The 14,510-nt window shown below is 65.2% G+C and carries 16 protein-coding genes; 3 read left to right on the top strand and 13 right to left on the bottom strand.

Going from position 1 to position 14,510, the window contains the following annotated elements; all coding sequences use genetic code 11:
* Positions 1 to 134: 134 nt before the first annotated feature.
* Genes Q4G50_RS13065 through ftsE form a run of 6 tightly spaced genes read right to left on the bottom strand, consistent with a single transcriptional unit; the run spans position 135 to position 3,816 of the window.
* Entirely contained in the window at positions 135 to 482 is a 348-nt protein-coding gene (locus Q4G50_RS13065; protein WP_303378089.1) for a DUF488 domain-containing protein, read from the bottom strand.
* Positions 479 to 967, bottom strand: a complete 489-nt coding sequence (smpB, locus tag Q4G50_RS13060; RefSeq protein WP_303378088.1) for an SsrA-binding protein SmpB — start codon at positions 965 to 967, stop codon at positions 479 to 481. The genes Q4G50_RS13065 and smpB overlap by 4 nt, the downstream gene beginning before the upstream one ends.
* A 13-nt stretch (positions 968 to 980) precedes the next feature.
* Positions 981 to 1,571, bottom strand: a complete 591-nt coding sequence (locus Q4G50_RS13055; protein WP_303378087.1) for a hypothetical protein — start codon at positions 1,569 to 1,571, stop codon at positions 981 to 983.
* A gap of 35 nt (positions 1,572 to 1,606) precedes the next feature.
* A complete protein-coding gene (locus Q4G50_RS13050) occupies positions 1,607 to 2,203 on the bottom strand; it encodes a hypothetical protein (RefSeq protein ID WP_303378086.1) in 597 nt (198 codons plus the stop codon).
* 5 nt (positions 2,204 to 2,208) lie between these two features.
* Positions 2,209 to 3,111 (bottom strand): permease-like cell division protein FtsX, encoded by a 903-nt coding sequence (gene ftsX / locus Q4G50_RS13045; protein ID WP_303378085.1) that lies wholly within the window; start codon positions 3,109 to 3,111, stop codon positions 2,209 to 2,211.
* Between the two features lie 15 nt (positions 3,112 to 3,126).
* Entirely contained in the window at positions 3,127 to 3,816 is a 690-nt protein-coding gene (ftsE, locus tag Q4G50_RS13040) for a cell division ATP-binding protein FtsE (protein WP_303378084.1), read from the bottom strand.
* Positions 3,817 to 3,929: 113 nt separating this feature from the next.
* Here ftsE and Q4G50_RS13035 point away from each other — a divergent pair, with 113 nt between their 5' ends.
* Positions 3,930 to 5,522 carry an AbgT family transporter gene (locus Q4G50_RS13035; protein WP_303378083.1) on the top strand — a complete coding sequence of 531 codons (1,593 nt, stop codon included), beginning with the start codon at positions 3,930 to 3,932 and terminating at the stop codon, positions 5,520 to 5,522.
* A gap of 71 nt (positions 5,523 to 5,593) precedes the next feature.
* On the opposite strand, the gene prfB is transcribed toward Q4G50_RS13035, so the two are convergent.
* Genes prfB through Q4G50_RS13020 form a run of 3 tightly spaced genes read right to left on the bottom strand, consistent with a single transcriptional unit; the run spans position 5,594 to position 7,574 of the window.
* Positions 5,594 to 6,697, bottom strand: coding sequence for a peptide chain release factor 2 (gene prfB / locus Q4G50_RS13030; protein ID WP_303378082.1), 1,104 nt, complete (start codon positions 6,695 to 6,697; stop codon positions 5,594 to 5,596).
* An 11-nt stretch (positions 6,698 to 6,708) separates the two neighbouring features.
* Positions 6,709 to 7,155 carry a hypothetical protein gene (locus Q4G50_RS13025; protein WP_303378081.1) on the bottom strand — a complete coding sequence of 149 codons (447 nt, stop codon included), beginning with the start codon at positions 7,153 to 7,155 and terminating at the stop codon, positions 6,709 to 6,711.
* The gene (locus tag Q4G50_RS13020) at positions 7,152 to 7,574 is read right to left on the bottom strand and encodes a hypothetical protein (protein ID WP_303378080.1); all 423 of its coding nucleotides are present in this window, start codon (positions 7,572 to 7,574) and stop codon (positions 7,152 to 7,154) included. Before Q4G50_RS13020 ends, Q4G50_RS13025 begins: the two co-directional genes overlap by 4 nt.
* 184 nt (positions 7,575 to 7,758) lie before the next feature.
* Here Q4G50_RS13020 and Q4G50_RS13015 point away from each other — a divergent pair, with 184 nt between their 5' ends.
* Both Q4G50_RS13015 and hisN read left to right on the top strand, forming a co-directional pair.
* Complete coding sequence (locus Q4G50_RS13015) at positions 7,759 to 8,628, top strand: inositol monophosphatase family protein (RefSeq protein ID WP_303378079.1); 870 nt, start codon at positions 7,759 to 7,761, stop codon at positions 8,626 to 8,628.
* Positions 8,625 to 9,410, top strand: a complete 786-nt coding sequence (gene hisN / locus Q4G50_RS13010) for a histidinol-phosphatase (protein WP_303378078.1) — start codon at positions 8,625 to 8,627, stop codon at positions 9,408 to 9,410. The genes Q4G50_RS13015 and hisN overlap by 4 nt, the downstream gene beginning before the upstream one ends.
* 40 nt (positions 9,411 to 9,450) lie before the next feature.
* Here hisN and Q4G50_RS13005 read toward each other — a convergent pair whose 3' ends face one another.
* The 4 genes from Q4G50_RS13005 to Q4G50_RS12990 all read right to left on the bottom strand — a co-directional run bounded on the left by Q4G50_RS13005 (position 9,451) and on the right by Q4G50_RS12990 (position 14,245).
* Positions 9,451 to 10,530 carry a S1 family peptidase gene (locus Q4G50_RS13005; RefSeq protein ID WP_303378077.1) on the bottom strand — a complete coding sequence of 360 codons (1,080 nt, stop codon included), beginning with the start codon at positions 10,528 to 10,530 and terminating at the stop codon, positions 9,451 to 9,453.
* 211 nt (positions 10,531 to 10,741) lie between these two features.
* On the bottom strand, positions 10,742 to 12,436 hold the full coding sequence (gene phnE, locus Q4G50_RS13000) for a phosphonate ABC transporter, permease protein PhnE (protein ID WP_303378076.1): 1,695 nt from the start codon (positions 12,434 to 12,436) through the stop codon (positions 10,742 to 10,744).
* On the bottom strand, positions 12,437 to 13,258 hold the full coding sequence (gene phnC, locus Q4G50_RS12995; protein ID WP_303378075.1) for a phosphonate ABC transporter ATP-binding protein: 822 nt from the start codon (positions 13,256 to 13,258) through the stop codon (positions 12,437 to 12,439). It lies immediately after the preceding gene.
* 12 nt (positions 13,259 to 13,270) lie between these two features.
* Positions 13,271 to 14,245, bottom strand: a complete 975-nt coding sequence (locus Q4G50_RS12990) for a phosphate/phosphite/phosphonate ABC transporter substrate-binding protein (protein ID WP_303378074.1) — start codon at positions 14,243 to 14,245, stop codon at positions 13,271 to 13,273.
* Between the last annotated feature and the right edge of the window lie 265 nt (positions 14,246 to 14,510).

The following is a 14,510-nucleotide window of genomic DNA, read 5'->3' as shown; positions in this document are numbered from 1 at the left end:
TTTGCTGCGACGCTTGCGGTGGTCCTCAGCCTGCACCGGCACGCTTCCCCTGGCTTAATGTACGAAGTCGAAACCAAAATCAGCCCCGTACTCTGCGGACGGGTGTGTGCAACTTTTCCGCAGGATGGTCCATGTTAACTGTTGTTAATATGCTCTGTCAACCACTCGGCAAGAACAATCGCGTGGTTGTGGTCGCGGTCCGCAGCGCCGTAGAGCAGCGTGAGATCATCCTCGCCTACCAGAGCCTCACCGGCGCCCGCAGCGAGCTCCGCTCGGTACCGCTCCCGGAACTCCTCCCATCGATCCACGTCATGCCCGAACCATTTCCGCAGCTCCGGCGAGGGCGCCACGAAAGGTTCCCACTCCCACTCCATGTCCTCCCTGGCCACCCCGCGCGGCCACAGGCGGTCGACGAGCACGCCGCGGCCTGACACACATTCCGAGCCGCGCAGGACGTCGTGAAGTTTGGCCGCGCGAATCACCCGGCGATGCCCTTCACACGGCGGCCGAGCTCGCGGGTGATCTCGCGTTCCTCGGTGCGGCGTTTGATGTCCTGGCGCTTGTCGTAGTCCTGCTTGCCCTGCGCGAGCCCAAGCTCGAGCTTGACGCGGCCGTCCTTGAGGTAGAGCTGCAGCGGCACGAGGGTGCGGTTGCCGTCGCGGACCTTGCCCATGAGGGAATCGATCTCCCGGCGGTGGAGCAGCAGTTTGCGGGTACGCTTCGGGGAGTGGTTGGTCCACGATCCCATGGAGTATTCGGGGATGTGGAGGTTGCGCAGCCACACCTCACCTTCGTCGACGGTGGCGAAGGCGTCGGCGATGGACACCTTGCCTTCGCGCAGCGACTTGATCTCCGTGCCCACCAGCACGACGCCGCATTCGTAGGTCTCGAGGATGTGGTAGTCGTGCCGGGCCCGGCGGTTGGTGGCCAGGACGCTGCGGTCCTGTGTCTTTTTCTTCTTGCCCATAGTCCGGACCATGTTACAGCAGCAGAATCAGCAGGATAACGGCGATCACGGGGATCGCGCTGAGCACCCAGGGTGCGATGGGTCGCCGGCGTAGGGCTCCGGCGGTGCGCGGGGTGGAGCTGAGCTCGGTGGTGGCGGGTACCTGCAGTGCCAGCGCAGCGAGTGCGGGACGCTCGACGATCATTGGCGCGTAGTCGCGCACGGCCACGTGATAGCGGTCGCGCAGCTCCGGGTGCCCGGTCAACGCCACGGTCGTCTCATAGGGTTGCTTTGCGACGAGCTCCGCCACCCGATCCGCATCAAAAGCTCCGCTCCGTCCGGGATAGGTGGTGAGGAGGTCGCGGTCGGCGTCGATAAGCAGCACCCGGTCGCCGGTTAGACGTTGCAGGACCTCGACATCGGTGAGTAACTGCACGTCATCCTCAGTAACCCCCGATATGGCGAGCTCGCCGACCACCCGGCCGAGATCCGTGACGGACATCCCCGAAGGATGGACGAGGACGATGCGGGCGGGCGCGCCGTCGCCAAGCTGGGCGGCAGCGTGGACGGCGCGGGCCAGCGTCGGGAAGGCACCCATGAGGTGCTTGTCGACGGCCGAGCCCACCCCACTGTCCCCGTACGACAGACCCAATTCCCACATCAAAGAAGGAACACGACTCCCAGGACCACGATGAGCGCGATCGCCAGAATGAGCACCATGCGGGTGGTGTTCACGCTGCGGTCCGGGGTGATTTCCCGCGGGGTCTCCGACGGCTCCGGCACCTGGATGAGCGATTCGGCGGTGGGGTGCTCCAGCGCCAGCTTCGCCACCTCCACCCGGTCGTAGCGTTGTTCACCGCTGCTCGGGAAGGTCACCGTCACCGGTGTCGGCTCGGGGTCAGGCTGCGGGCCGAAGAGGTTCTTCTTCGGGGCGGCGGTCGGGTATTCCACCAGGGAGGCCTGCTCCCCGGAGGCGGTGGACAACACCTCCACATCAGTGCGTACCTGCACCTTGTGCCCCGGGATACCGGCGATAATGAGCTCCCCGAGGTACCACTTCAGCTCGTGGGGTTTGAGATCCGATTCAATGATGAGAATGGCTTTCTCCGGGGAGCGGGTCTCCTCCCCCTCGGAGGACAGGCGCACGGCGCGGTCCACCTCCGGGAAAAAACCGGTGATCTCTGGGGTGCCGGCCGAGCCGAGCTTGGCGGCACCGAGGCCTAAGGGGGTGGCGGTCAGAGCCAGGGTCCAGGTCATGGCTTCTACTTTCTCACATAGCTGCGCAGCGCCACCTGTGCGGTCACCCCGGCGAAGACAATGCCGATGAGCGCCACGATGGGTACGACGAGCCAGATATCCGCGGTAGTCACCGGGGCGATGAGCTGCGATTCGTAGAGCCCCCGCAGGGCCTTGTCTATGACGAACTCCTTGCCCAGGAACAACCCGGCCGTCGCCAGCAGCGAACCGATGACCGTCGCCAGGACCGCTTCCAGCACGAAGGGGGCCTGCGTGTACCAGCGGGAGGCACCCACCATGCGCATGATAGAGATCTCGTCCCGGCGCGAGAACGCCGCAATCTGCACCATGTTCGCGATGAGGAAGATCGCCGCGATCGCCTGCACGCCCGCCACCAAGAAGGTGGCATTACGCACCGCATCGAGGTTGTCGGTGGCCCCGCGCAGGTCATCGACCTGATCGACGATGGTATCCACCTGCTCCAGCTCGCGCACCGGCTCCAGCGGGGCCTGGTCGAGCGGATCAGCCAGGCGCACGTGCAGGGCGGCGGGCAGGGCGTCCGGGGAGGTCTCGGCGACCAGTTGCGGGTCCGTCTCACCGAAGACCTCGACGAAACGCTCGAAAGACTGCGCGCGGGAGCGGAAGGTGACGGATTCGACGCCGTCGGCGGCGTCGAGAAGCTCGCGGACCTCGCGGCAGGCCTCCGAGGAACAGTCATCGTCGTTGGCGGAGATGTCCTCGTCGAGCTGGATCATCACCTCCACGCGGTCGAGATAGATGTCCTTGGTGTCCTCGGTCATCTTCGTCACCAGGAAGCCGGTGGCCAGCAGCGCCAGCGAGATCGCGGTGGTGATGATCAGGGCGATGGTCATGGTGAAGTTGCGGCCCAGGCCGCGGAACGCCTCGCGGAGGACGAATCCGGGTTTCATGTGGTTTCTCCTTCGCTAACGGGTTTCGCCGTAGACGCCGCGGGCGTCGTCACGCACCAGCGTGCCCAGGTTCAGTTCGATCACCCGGCGGCGCATGTCATCGACGGCGCGGGCGTTGTGCGTGGACATGACCACGGTGGTGCCGCCGCGGTTGATCTGGCTCAGCAGCGCCATGATGCCGTCGGAGGTTTCAGGGTCGAGGTTGCCGGTCGGCTCGTCGGCCAGCAGCAGGAGAGGGCGGTTGACCACCGCGCGGGCCACAGCCACGCGTTGCTGCTCACCGCCGGACAGCTCATTGGGCATCCGGTCGGCCTTGGCGGCCAGCCCCACCATATCGAGGACCTCCGGCACCTGCTTATCAATCTGCCTGCGCGAACGGCCGATGACCTCCAGAGCGAAAGCGACATTATCGCGCACGTTCATTTTCGGCAGCAGCCGGAAATCCTGGAAGACATAGCCGATCTTGCGGCGCAGCTGGTTGACCTGCCCGCCCTTGAGCTTGTTGACATGAAAATCCGCGAAGTGAATATCGCCCGAAGTGACATTTTCTTCACGGATCATCAGCTCGAGGAAGGTCGACTTGCCCGAGCCCGAAGGGCCGATGAGGAACACGAACTCGCCCTTATCAATGGTGAGCGAGATATTGTCCAGGGCCGGCCGGGTCGACGTGGAGTAAACCTTGGTGACGGAATCGAAGGTGATCACGCCTCACACCTTAGCCAACCATGTGTGACAGTTGGGGCGAGTGTGACGATTCACAGTATTGTCCCGACCCAAGTACAGCGAACGGTTGCCGGATCCATTAGCGTCGATAAACTATGAGCACCTCGACACGGGACACCTCACGAGACCAGGACACCAAAAAGAAGGAGTCACGCGGCTTCCTCGGCGTCATCGAGACAGTCGGCAACAAACTCCCCGACCCCTTCTGGCTGTTCGTCATCCTCGCTGGCATTGTGGCGCTGACCAGCTGGGGCGGCTCCCGCATCGGCATGACCGCCGAACAACCCGACACCGGGGAGACCATCGCGGTCGAAAGCCTGCTCACCCCGGAAGGCCTCCAGCGGATGGTCACCGACGCGGTGAGCAACTTCACCAGCTTCCCGCCGCTGGGTGTCATCCTCACCGTCATGCTCGGCGTCGCCGTGGCCGAGCACTCCGGCCTGCTTTCCGCCCTGGTGCGTTCCATGGTGGCCAAGGTCGGCCCCCGCACACTCACCTTCGCCCTCGCCCTGGCCGGTGTCACGGGCTCCGTCGCCTCCGACGCCATCTACGTCATCCTCATCCCCCTGGGCGCCATGGCCTTCCACGCCGTCGGCCGCTCCCCCATCGTCGGCGCCATGGTCGCCTTCGCCGCCTCCTCCGCCGGCTTCAACGCCTCCCTCGTCCTCAACATCACCGACCTGCTCCTGGCCGGTATTTCCACCTCGGCCGCACAGCTTATCGACGACACCTACGAGGTCTCCCCCCTCGCCAACATCTTCTTCGTCATTCCGTCCGCGATCGTCCTGGCGCTGATCATCACCGCGGTCACCGAGTTCTTCGTCGACCGTAAAGCACGCCAGCTCATCGACCACGACAAAATCAACTACGACGAGGTCTCCTTCGGCAACGGTGACGAGGACAGCCAAGACGATCTCTCCCTGAGCTCCACTGAGGCCCGCGCCCTCATGATCACCGGCGTCGCCCTCGTCGCCTACCTGGCCGCCTACTTCGCGCTGCTGTTCATCCCCGGCTCCCCGCTCGCCGGACCCGACGGCGAGGCCATGGAAAGCCCCCTCATCCGTTCTGTCGCCGTGCCGATCGCCCTGGCATTCTTCGTCCTCGGACTGGTCTACGGCCTCGCCGCCAAGACCATCGAGAACGCCGCCGACATCCCCGAGTTCATGGCCCGCGGCCTGAAGACGCTGCTGCCCATGCTCGTGCTCTTCTTCGCCGTCGCCCAGTTCCTCGCCTGGTTCGAATGGTCCAACCTCGGCGTGTGGACCGCCATCCGCGGCTCCGAACTCCTCCAGGCCTGGAACCTGCCACCGCTGGTCATGTTCGCCGGCCTGGTCCTCATGGTGGCGCTGCTCAACCTGTTCATCACCTCCGGCTCCGCCCAGTGGGCGCTCATGGCCCCGGTGATCGTGCCGATGATGATGTACGTCGGTGTCTCCCCCGAGGTCTCGCAGATGCTCTTCCGTATCGGTGACTCCCCCACCAACATCATCACCCCGATGAGCCCCTACTTCGCCCTCGCGCTGACGTTCCTGCAGCGCTACTACAAGCCGGCTGGCGTGGGCACGCTCATGTCGCTGGCCCTGCCGTTCTCCATCGCGATGCTGGTGGGCTGGTTCCTCTTCTTCTGCGTCTGGTACCTGCTGGGTATCCCGCTCGGCCCGGGCACCCCAATGACTTACAGCGCCTAAAGGCCCCCACAAACGCGTATATCCCCTGTGCTCAAGTACAGGGGATATACGCGTTTGTGGGGGTCGAAAGACTACTCGGCCTGCTGCTCCGCCATGCGCCAACGGATACCGGACTCGAGGAAGCCGTCGATGTCACCGTCGAGCACCTTCGTCGGGTCGTTGACCTCGAAGTTGGTGCGCAGATCCTTGACCATCTGGTACGGGTGCAGCACGTAGGAACGCATCTGGTTGCCCCACGACGCCTGGCCGCCGGCCCCGAGCGCGTCCATCTCGGCGCGCTCCTCCTGGCGCTTCTTCTCCAGGAGTTTCGCCTGCAGCACGCGCATGGCAGACGCCTTGTTCTGGATCTGGGACTTCTCGTTCTGACAGGTCACGACGATGCCCGTCGGGATATGCGTCAGGCGCACCGCGGAGTCGGTGGTGTTCACCGACTGCCCACCCGGGCCGGAGGAACGGTAGACATCGACACGGACGTCATTGTCCGGGATCTCGATCGAGTCGACCTGCTCCACGACAGGCAGCACCTCCACCTCCGCGAAAGAAGTCTGGCGACGCCCCTGGTTATCGAAGGGGCTGATACGCACCAGGCGATGCGCGCCCTGCTCGACAGAGAGCTGGCCGTACATGTAATCGCCGTGGACGACGAAGGTCGCGGATTTGATGCCCGCCTCCTCTGCATAGGAGATGTCGTAGACGTCTACCTTGTGGCCGTTCTTCTCTGCCCAGCGGGTGTACATGCGCATGAGCATCTCAGCCCAGTCCGCGGCATCGACGCCGCCGGCGCCGGAACGGATATTGATCAGCGCCTCACGCTGGTCATAGTCACCGGAGAGCATGGTCTGCACCTCGAGCGCCTCGACCTGGGTACGCATATCCGCGAGCTCCTCGTCGGCCATCTCATCCCCCTCGCCTTCCTCCTCGGCGAGTTCGTACATAACCGGCAGGTCCTCGAGCCGCTGGCGCAGGTCCGTGAGCTTGCGCAACTTACCCTGCACAGCGGAAAGTTCGGAGGTGACCTGCTGGGCGTGATCCGGGTTGTCCCACAGGCTGGGGTCGGCGGCCTGCTGCTCCAGCTCCCGCACGCGGGCGGACATCTCCTCCGGGTCCATCACCTTCTCGATGGTGGTGAGGGTCGCATTGAGGTCATCGAGTGCTGCAGAGAGTTCCGGTCGCATAACCCACTACCTTACTGTGCTTCTCGACGCCCGCCTCCAGCCCCCTTCCCCGGTTCCGGGAAGGCGAGCGCGAAGGCCGCTGGCACAGCCAGGCCCACTGCGGTCCCCGCCGCGATGAAGGGGAGACCCATCGCAGACATCCCCGTCTCATCCGGGAGCACCTCCGCGATGAAGAACCCGATCGTCAGTCCGAAGGACGTCGCCCACGCCGGCAGCAGGCCCTTCGGGGACACCTTCGTGCCTAAGACGATAACGAGGATGACCGACGCCAGACCGCATGCCGCGACCTGCGCCCAGTGATATTCGTGGCCGAGCAGCATCCGGGGCATGGTGATCATCCAGATGGCCAGCCCACCGAACGCTCCGAGGACGAGCGCGCCCCACGCCCGTAGGGACCGCCCGGCGATGAGCATCATGCCGATGAGCCAGATCAGCGGGGCCAACACGAACAGGTTCATGGAGTTCTCCGCCTTCCAATGACCCCAGTCAGCCACCCCACCAGGGCGAGCGACGTTCCGGCACCAAGAAGCACCATGATGAGGCCGACGCCCCACAGTCCAGTCTCGTCCTGCAGGCCGGCCCACACACCCCAAGCCAGGGCGAATCCGCTGGCCGCTGACCATCCGATGGCCGCGCCCGCTCCGGGCAGACGCAGGGCGAATGCGATGGTCAGCGCCACCATCGCGGCGCCGGCAAGGATGACCTGCCAGGGCTGGTAGTCACCGTGCGGGCCCAGCGGCCAGCTCATCGTGGCCAACCACACGAGGATGCCGCCGAGATAGGTGAGCACGAGGTGTTTCGGCGCTTCCGGCTGCCCGCGCCGGCGCCACAGCAGAAACCCCACCGGGGCGATGGTCAACAACGCAAGGATCAACATGCCTTCACGCTACGCCCGAAAGGTATATCTCGGCAGGTAGAGGTCGGCAGGTATAGGTCGAGTGCCCGGCACCCCGGCCCCTCCGGCCACTCGACCGATACCTGGGAAGATATACCTCGGGTGATATACCTATCGCCGCCGCCGCCCAACCCTCATCCGGACAGCCATCACGCCACGGGGCACAATGGTGCGCATGACTCAACAGCACCCCGCCGCCAGCCTCGACGACATGATCGCCGCGATCACGAAGACCTTCGTCATCGCCCACGAGCAGGACACTGACGCGCACCTCGCCCAGGCCCTGGTCTACAACGCCGGCCGTCTGGCGTGGCGCATGCGGGAGCAGGGGCTGGAAACTGAGCAGAAGACCTCCGTTTCCGATGTGGTCACCCTGGCCGATCGCGCCGCCGAGGATTTCATCGCCGGGGCCCTGGCACATCTGCGCCCCGAGGACGGCATCCTCGGCGAGGAAGGTGCCGAGCGAGCCTCCACCTCGGGCCGCACCTGGGTGATCGACCCGGTCGACGGCACCTACAACTTCGCCACTGGTTCCGATTACTACTGCTCGGCCGTGGCGCTCGTGGAGGGCTCCCCCGCCGATCCGGACAAACTCATCCTCGGCGCGGTCCACCGCCCGGCGATGGGCTACACGTGGATGGGCGGGCCGGAGATTCCCACGACGCGGGACGGACGGGGCGTCGATAAGCTGCAGGATGTGGACGCGGACCAGCTGTGCCTGGGCACCTACATCCACCCCAGCTCTCTGGCGCAGCCGGAGCGCGCGGCGGCCTGGATGCGCGTCGTCGCCGAGGTGGCCACCCTGCGCATGCTGGGCGCCGGGTCCATCGACCTGGCATCGGTGGCCGACGGCACCCTCGGGGTGTGGGTGCAGCATTCCGTCGCCGACTGGGATTGGCTGCCCGGCCTGGCGTTGGTGCAGGGCGCGGGGGGCACAGGTGTCAAGGTGGAGGCCGGCGGGGTCACCTGGTGTGTGGCCGGGAATTCCCGCGCCGTGGAACAAGTGACGTCCGCGCTGACTAGGATGTCGGCATGACCAGTTACGCCGATGATCTTGCCCTCGCCCTCGAACTCGCAGACCTCGCCGATTCGCTGACCCTCGAGCGCTTCGAGGCCACCGACTTGGATGTCACCTCGAAGCCGGACATGTCGCCGGTCTCTGATGCGGATCTCGCGTGCGAGGAGGCCCTGCGCGGAAAGCTCGCCGAGGCCCGCCCCTCCGATGCGATCCTGGGTGAGGAGTTCGGCGGCGAAGCCACCCACGAGGGGCGCCAGTGGGTCATCGACCCCATCGATGGCACGAAGAACTTCGTCCGCGGGGTGCCCGTGTGGGCCACCCTGATTTCCCTACTTGTCGACGGTGAACCCGTCGTCGGCGTCATCTCCGCCCCCGCACTGGCGCGCCGTTGGTACGCCGCCGCCGACTCGGGCGCCTGGCGCACCTTCAGCGGCGGTTCCCCGAAGAAGCTCAGCGTCTCCGGGGTGGAGCAGCTTGCCGACGCCTCTCTCTCCTTCTCCTCCCTCGAAGGCTGGGCCGAACGCGGCCTGCGCGAGAACTTCATCGGCCTCAGCGATGAGACCTGGCGTCTGCGCGGTTACGGCGATTTCTTCTCCTACTGCCTCGTCGCCGAGGGCGCGGTCGATATCGCCGCGGAGCCCGAGGTCTCCCTTTGGGATCTTGCCGCCCTGTCGGTGCTGGTCACCGAGGCGGGTGGGCGTTTCACCTCACTCTCCGGCGAGGATGGCCCGCATGGCGGCGACGCCGTGGCCACTAACGGGCTGCTTCACGACGCCGCCCTCACCGCCCTCCGCGCATAAAAGAACAGCCCTCCAGGTGGAGGGCTGTTCTTGTTTGAGGCTAGTCGGCGAGCTGGAAGCCCGCGCCGACGCCGCCGCGGTTATCCATGTCCGCCAGCACGTTGTCGAGGCTGGTCGACACCGTCGGCATGAACAACGCGCCCTGCAGCGGGGTGCGACAGGAGAAGCGCTGGTCCGGGTACACGCCGCCGGAGACCATACCCACCATTCGGTCGCCCGCCAGCACGGGAGCACCCGAGTCACCGACCATGGCGCACACCTGGGAGACCTGCAGCTGCTCATCCGCGGACCACACCTGGCCGCAGGTGTTGCCGGTGGCCACGCCCTGCTTGCACAGCATCTGGCCCGGCGCGACGGGACCGCCCAGGCTGTTGACGGTCACCCCATTGTAGCTGCGGGAGATCTCGGTGTTGGAACCCAGCTCAATGACGGAGTAATCGTGCAGCTTGTTGCTGGCGGTGACGGTGCCGGAGGCGCCGACCTGCCAGGAATCCGCCGACCACACCTTGTCGCCCGGGTCACCGCAGTGGCCCGCGGTGATGCCGACCTTGCGGCCTTCGGCATCCGTACCGACCACGCCAAGGGTGCACATCATCTGATCGCCGACGAAGATCGGGGTGCCCGGACCATAGAGGGACTTGTCCTGGTTCTGCACCTCCATCGACTCCTCCGGGATGCGCGGGGCGTCGAACCAGGAACCCGGCACACGGTGCAGGATCCACTCGGTGAAAGGCTTGCCGGCCATGGCCTTGTCAATCGGGTGGTCGGTCCAGCGGTAGTTCTGGTCCAGTGCGGCCTGCGACTCCGGCACCCAGGCCTCGCCGTCAGCGTAAGTAGTGCGGTTTTCCGGGGTCTGCTCGGCCGCGGGCTCTTCGACCGGGGCCTGCTCCTTGAGGCGGGTGTTGGGCACATGGGTGACGATGGCCTCATCGACGGCATCGGTCACCGCCGGATCCACTCCCGGGACGTGGACGCCGAGGTCGGCGAGCTGGGCGCGGACATCGTTGAGAAGGTCAGCAGACGCCACCTCCACCGGGGCCGGCACCGGCAGCTCGGGGGCTTGGGCCGTGGCCGAGGGGGTTGCCCACGTCACCGCACCAGTCACAATTGCTGCCGTCATGATCTTCTTAACACGGGCGTGCCGTCGCATGTGGGTGGAGGCCCCTTCTGGTGGAACTGGATGAATACCCCCACATCATGCCACGCGTTGCCAATAAGGGCACCGGGACATGGGCGTCGTGTCCGAAAGGTTATCCAGGCGCCGCCCCCGCTGCCCCCGCCGTCCCATTTCCGCAGGTCAGGTTAGCTATAGCAGACAGGTCAACAAGGTGTCAGCGGACTATGTTTCGCAACAGCACCGCGATCGCCTCGAGCGCCAGGACCACTGCCACGACGAGCACGAGGATGAAGGTGACCACCTCGAACTGCAGCACACGGTTGGCGTTGAGAAGGTAGAAACCGATGCCACCGGCACCGACGACACCAAGCAGTGTCGCGGAACGGAAGTTCACATCCAGCTGATAGATGATGTGCGCGATGACCGCCGGGGCCACCTGCCGCAGCGTCGCACCGAAAAACACCTGCCATTCGGTGGCGCCGTTGGCGCGCAGGGCGGTCTGCACCCTGATGTCCGTTTCCTCCAGGGAATCGGCCACCAGCTTCGACAACAGGCCCATCGCGCCCACCGCCAGGGCCAGGGCACCGGCGACCGGGCCCATACCGGTGACGATGACGAACACGATCGCCAGGATCAGCTCCGGGATGCCGCGGGTGACCACGATGACCGTACGAAACATCTTCGCCGTCGTCGGGTTGGGGGCGACGTTGCGGGCCGCGAGCACACCCACTGGCAGCGCCAGTGCCGCGCCGAGCAGCGTGCCCGCGAGGGCGATTTGGAAGGTGATCAGCAACTGCTCCAGCAGCAACACCAGGTGGCCACCGTGCGAGGGAGGCAGGAAACGGGCCGTCACTTCCGGCAGGCGGGCAAAGCCCTCGAAGAAACGACCCCAGTTGATCTCGGAAGCCCACAGCGATAGGGCGATGACCGCCAGCAGCCCACCGCTCAACAGTGTCTGTCCGACGCGCGCGGCATCCCAGGGCGGGGTGGTGCGGGAGGAGGATGCGGGGGCGTCGATAAGCTCGTGTGACCAGCGACCTTTCATCTTGCCGAACAACCAGAGGAAACCGAAACGCGAGGGCTCCGCCTTTCGCCCCAGCAAGCGGGAGCGCCACATGCCGGAGACGATCTCGGTGACGATGCACAATGCCAGCACCACAAACGCCAGCGCCAGACCGCGATCGTACTGGCGCACCGACAGCGCTGTCGACAGTTCCATGCCGATACCGCCGACGCCGACCCAGCCGAGAATGACCGAGTTGCGCAGGTTGATATCGAAACGGTGCAGGCCGGTGGCGACGATCGCCGGCATCACAGTCGGCAGCGTGGCACCGAAAATCTGCTGCACACGCCCCGCTCCGTTAGTCTCAACGGCTTCGCGCGGGCCGTCATTGGCGTCCTCGATGGCGTCGGCGTAAAGCTTGCCGACCATGCCAATCGACGACAATCCCAACGCCAGAATGCCAGCCATCGAGCCGAAACCGAAGACGCGGATGAAAAAGATCGCCAGGATCAGTTCCGGTGCGGCGCGCATGAGGACGATGAAGAAGCGGGCTGTCGCGCGTACCGCCGGACTTTTCGACGTCGGCTTCGCCGCCAGCAACGCGGCGATCAGTGAGAGCACCACCGCCAGTACTGTCGCTGAAACGACGATCGCCAAGGTCAGGGCCGTCATCTCCCAGAGTTCGCCCAAGCTCGGGAAGTCCAGCGGCATGACATTACGGAAGAAGCGGACCGCGTTCTCCCAACTGCGGATGAGCGTCGCCGCGTTGATCTTCAACTCCGCCACCGCCCACACACCGGCGGTGACGAAGGAGACCATAATGACGGTCGCCAGGACACCTGCCGGTGTCGGCGAGTTCAGGGTCTTCGGATCCTGCGGCTTCTCGACGACGAGCGTGGCAGACACTTAACGCCCCGCCCCGGAGACGGACGCATAGATCTTCATCGTCTCCTCGGTGGTGAGGTTGGCGGTGGCCTCGTCGAGCACCAACTTGCCCTGCCGCAGACCGATGATGCGATCACCCCACTCCATCGCTAGATTCACCTGGTGAAGGGTGCACAGCACCGTGAGCTTATCCTCCTTCGCAATCTGCGAGATCAGCGTCATAATCTGATCCGAGGACTCGGGGTCGAGGGAGGCGACGGGCTCGTCGGCTAGCAAAATCTTGGGGCGCTGCACCAGCGCACGCGCCACGGCGACACGCTGCTGCTGACCACCCGACAGGGTGTCGGCGCGCTGGAAACGCTGATCGGCCAAGCCAACGCGCTCCAGCTGCTCAAGCGCACTCTGGCGCACCGACTTCGGGTACGTGACCAGGCCGAAACGCGGCCCGCGCAGAGAACCCAGCGCACCAGCGCACACATTCTCCAGCGCCGTCATCGACCCGACGAGATGGAACTGCTGGAACACCATGCCGATGTCCCGGCGCAAAGACCGCAGCGCACCACCCTTCGTGGCCGAGATGTCCCGTCCCAGCACCTGCACCTGGCCACTGGTGGGCAGGTGCAGGCCGTTAACCAGCCGCAATAGGGTGGACTTGCCGGAACCCGACAGTCCGAGCAACACCGTGAAGCTGGATTCCTCGACAGCGAAGCTGACATCGTCGAGGGCCGTGGTGGACGGGGAAAAGAACTTGGTCACGCCTCGCATCGACAGCGGCGCCTTCTCCGGATCAACCCGGTGCGGCACGCGCTGCTCGACGTCAGGAGAGGTGGTGGCAGAAGTCATGATCGGTGTCTCTTACTCAGTGCAGGCGGCAGCCTGGGTGAGCTCGCAGACCTCACGGATGCCGTCGTAGGTGGAGTCGTCGACCGGGGCGTACTCGTAGGAGTCCTCCGGCAGGGTGCAATCCTCGAGGGAGTCGCAGTAGCCGCGCTCCACCAGGTTATCGACATTGATCAGGCGGTCCTCACGGAACATGGTGCGCAGCTTGTCCTGGGTCTCCTGATCAAGGGTGCCGGTGTTCATGTAGATCGGGGACGCCGGGATAAGCGGGGACTCCCAGATGACCTCGTAGTCACCCTCGTTGAGCTCACCGCGGCCCGGCATAAGGACCTCGACCATGGAGTCGTAGGCGAAGGCCATGTCGCAGGTCTCGTCGAGAAGCGCCAGGACAGCGGCATCATGGGAGCCGGAGAAGATGGCATCGACGTCGCCCTCCGGGTCCAGGCCAGCCTCAATCATGCCGGCAGACGGGTACAGGAAACCGGAGGTGGAACCCTGATCGACGTAGCAGACGGTGCGGTCCTTGGCGTCGGCCAGCTCACGGATGTCGGAGCCCGGGCGGACGAGAGCGTAAGAGACGTAACCCGGCTCATCGCCCTCCTCCTCGATGCGACCGCCGAGCGGCTCGAGCTCAGCGCCGGCCTTGGAGGCACGGACGTAGGAGAACGGGGAGCCGATGGCCATATCGGCCTGGCCAGCGACGAGAGCCTCGATGACGGCAGCGTAGTCAGTGGACGAGGAGAACTCGACCTCCTTGCCGGTCTCCTCGGAGATGACCTCCATGAGCAGCTCAAACTTGGAGACCAGCGCGGTGGCTTCCTCGGCCGGGACGCCGGTGATGGTGATGACACCGTCATCCCCACCGTTACCGTTAGCGGCGGTGGTGGTGGTCTCGTCAGCGGAATCTCCGCAGGCGGTCAGGGCGAGGCTGCCGACGACGAGGGCAGCGGCGGTGGCCGTGAGGCGGCGGCGCAGGGACGGGAGGAACATGGATTTCTCCTGGGTTGAGGGGAAAAGCGTGCAAAATGCCTGTGAGCACAGGCCTGTCACTAACCCTCACCCATGAAAGTAAATTGACGGTTGCCCCCACGTGAACCGTTCACAGGACGCACATGAACATCCCTGCGCGTAGTGGAAATGACACCCATTGACTATGGGGCGGGAACGACGAAACCCTCCCAACCGAAGTTGAGAGGGTCCCGTGGTGAATTGGTAGCGGGGGCAGGATTCGAACCTACGACCTCTGGGTTATGAG

Source organism: Corynebacterium sp. (genome assembly GCF_030538285.1).
Taxonomy (GTDB): domain Bacteria; phylum Actinomycetota; class Actinomycetes; order Mycobacteriales; family Mycobacteriaceae; genus Corynebacterium.
This window is presented reverse-complemented; position numbering and strand designations above follow the sequence as displayed.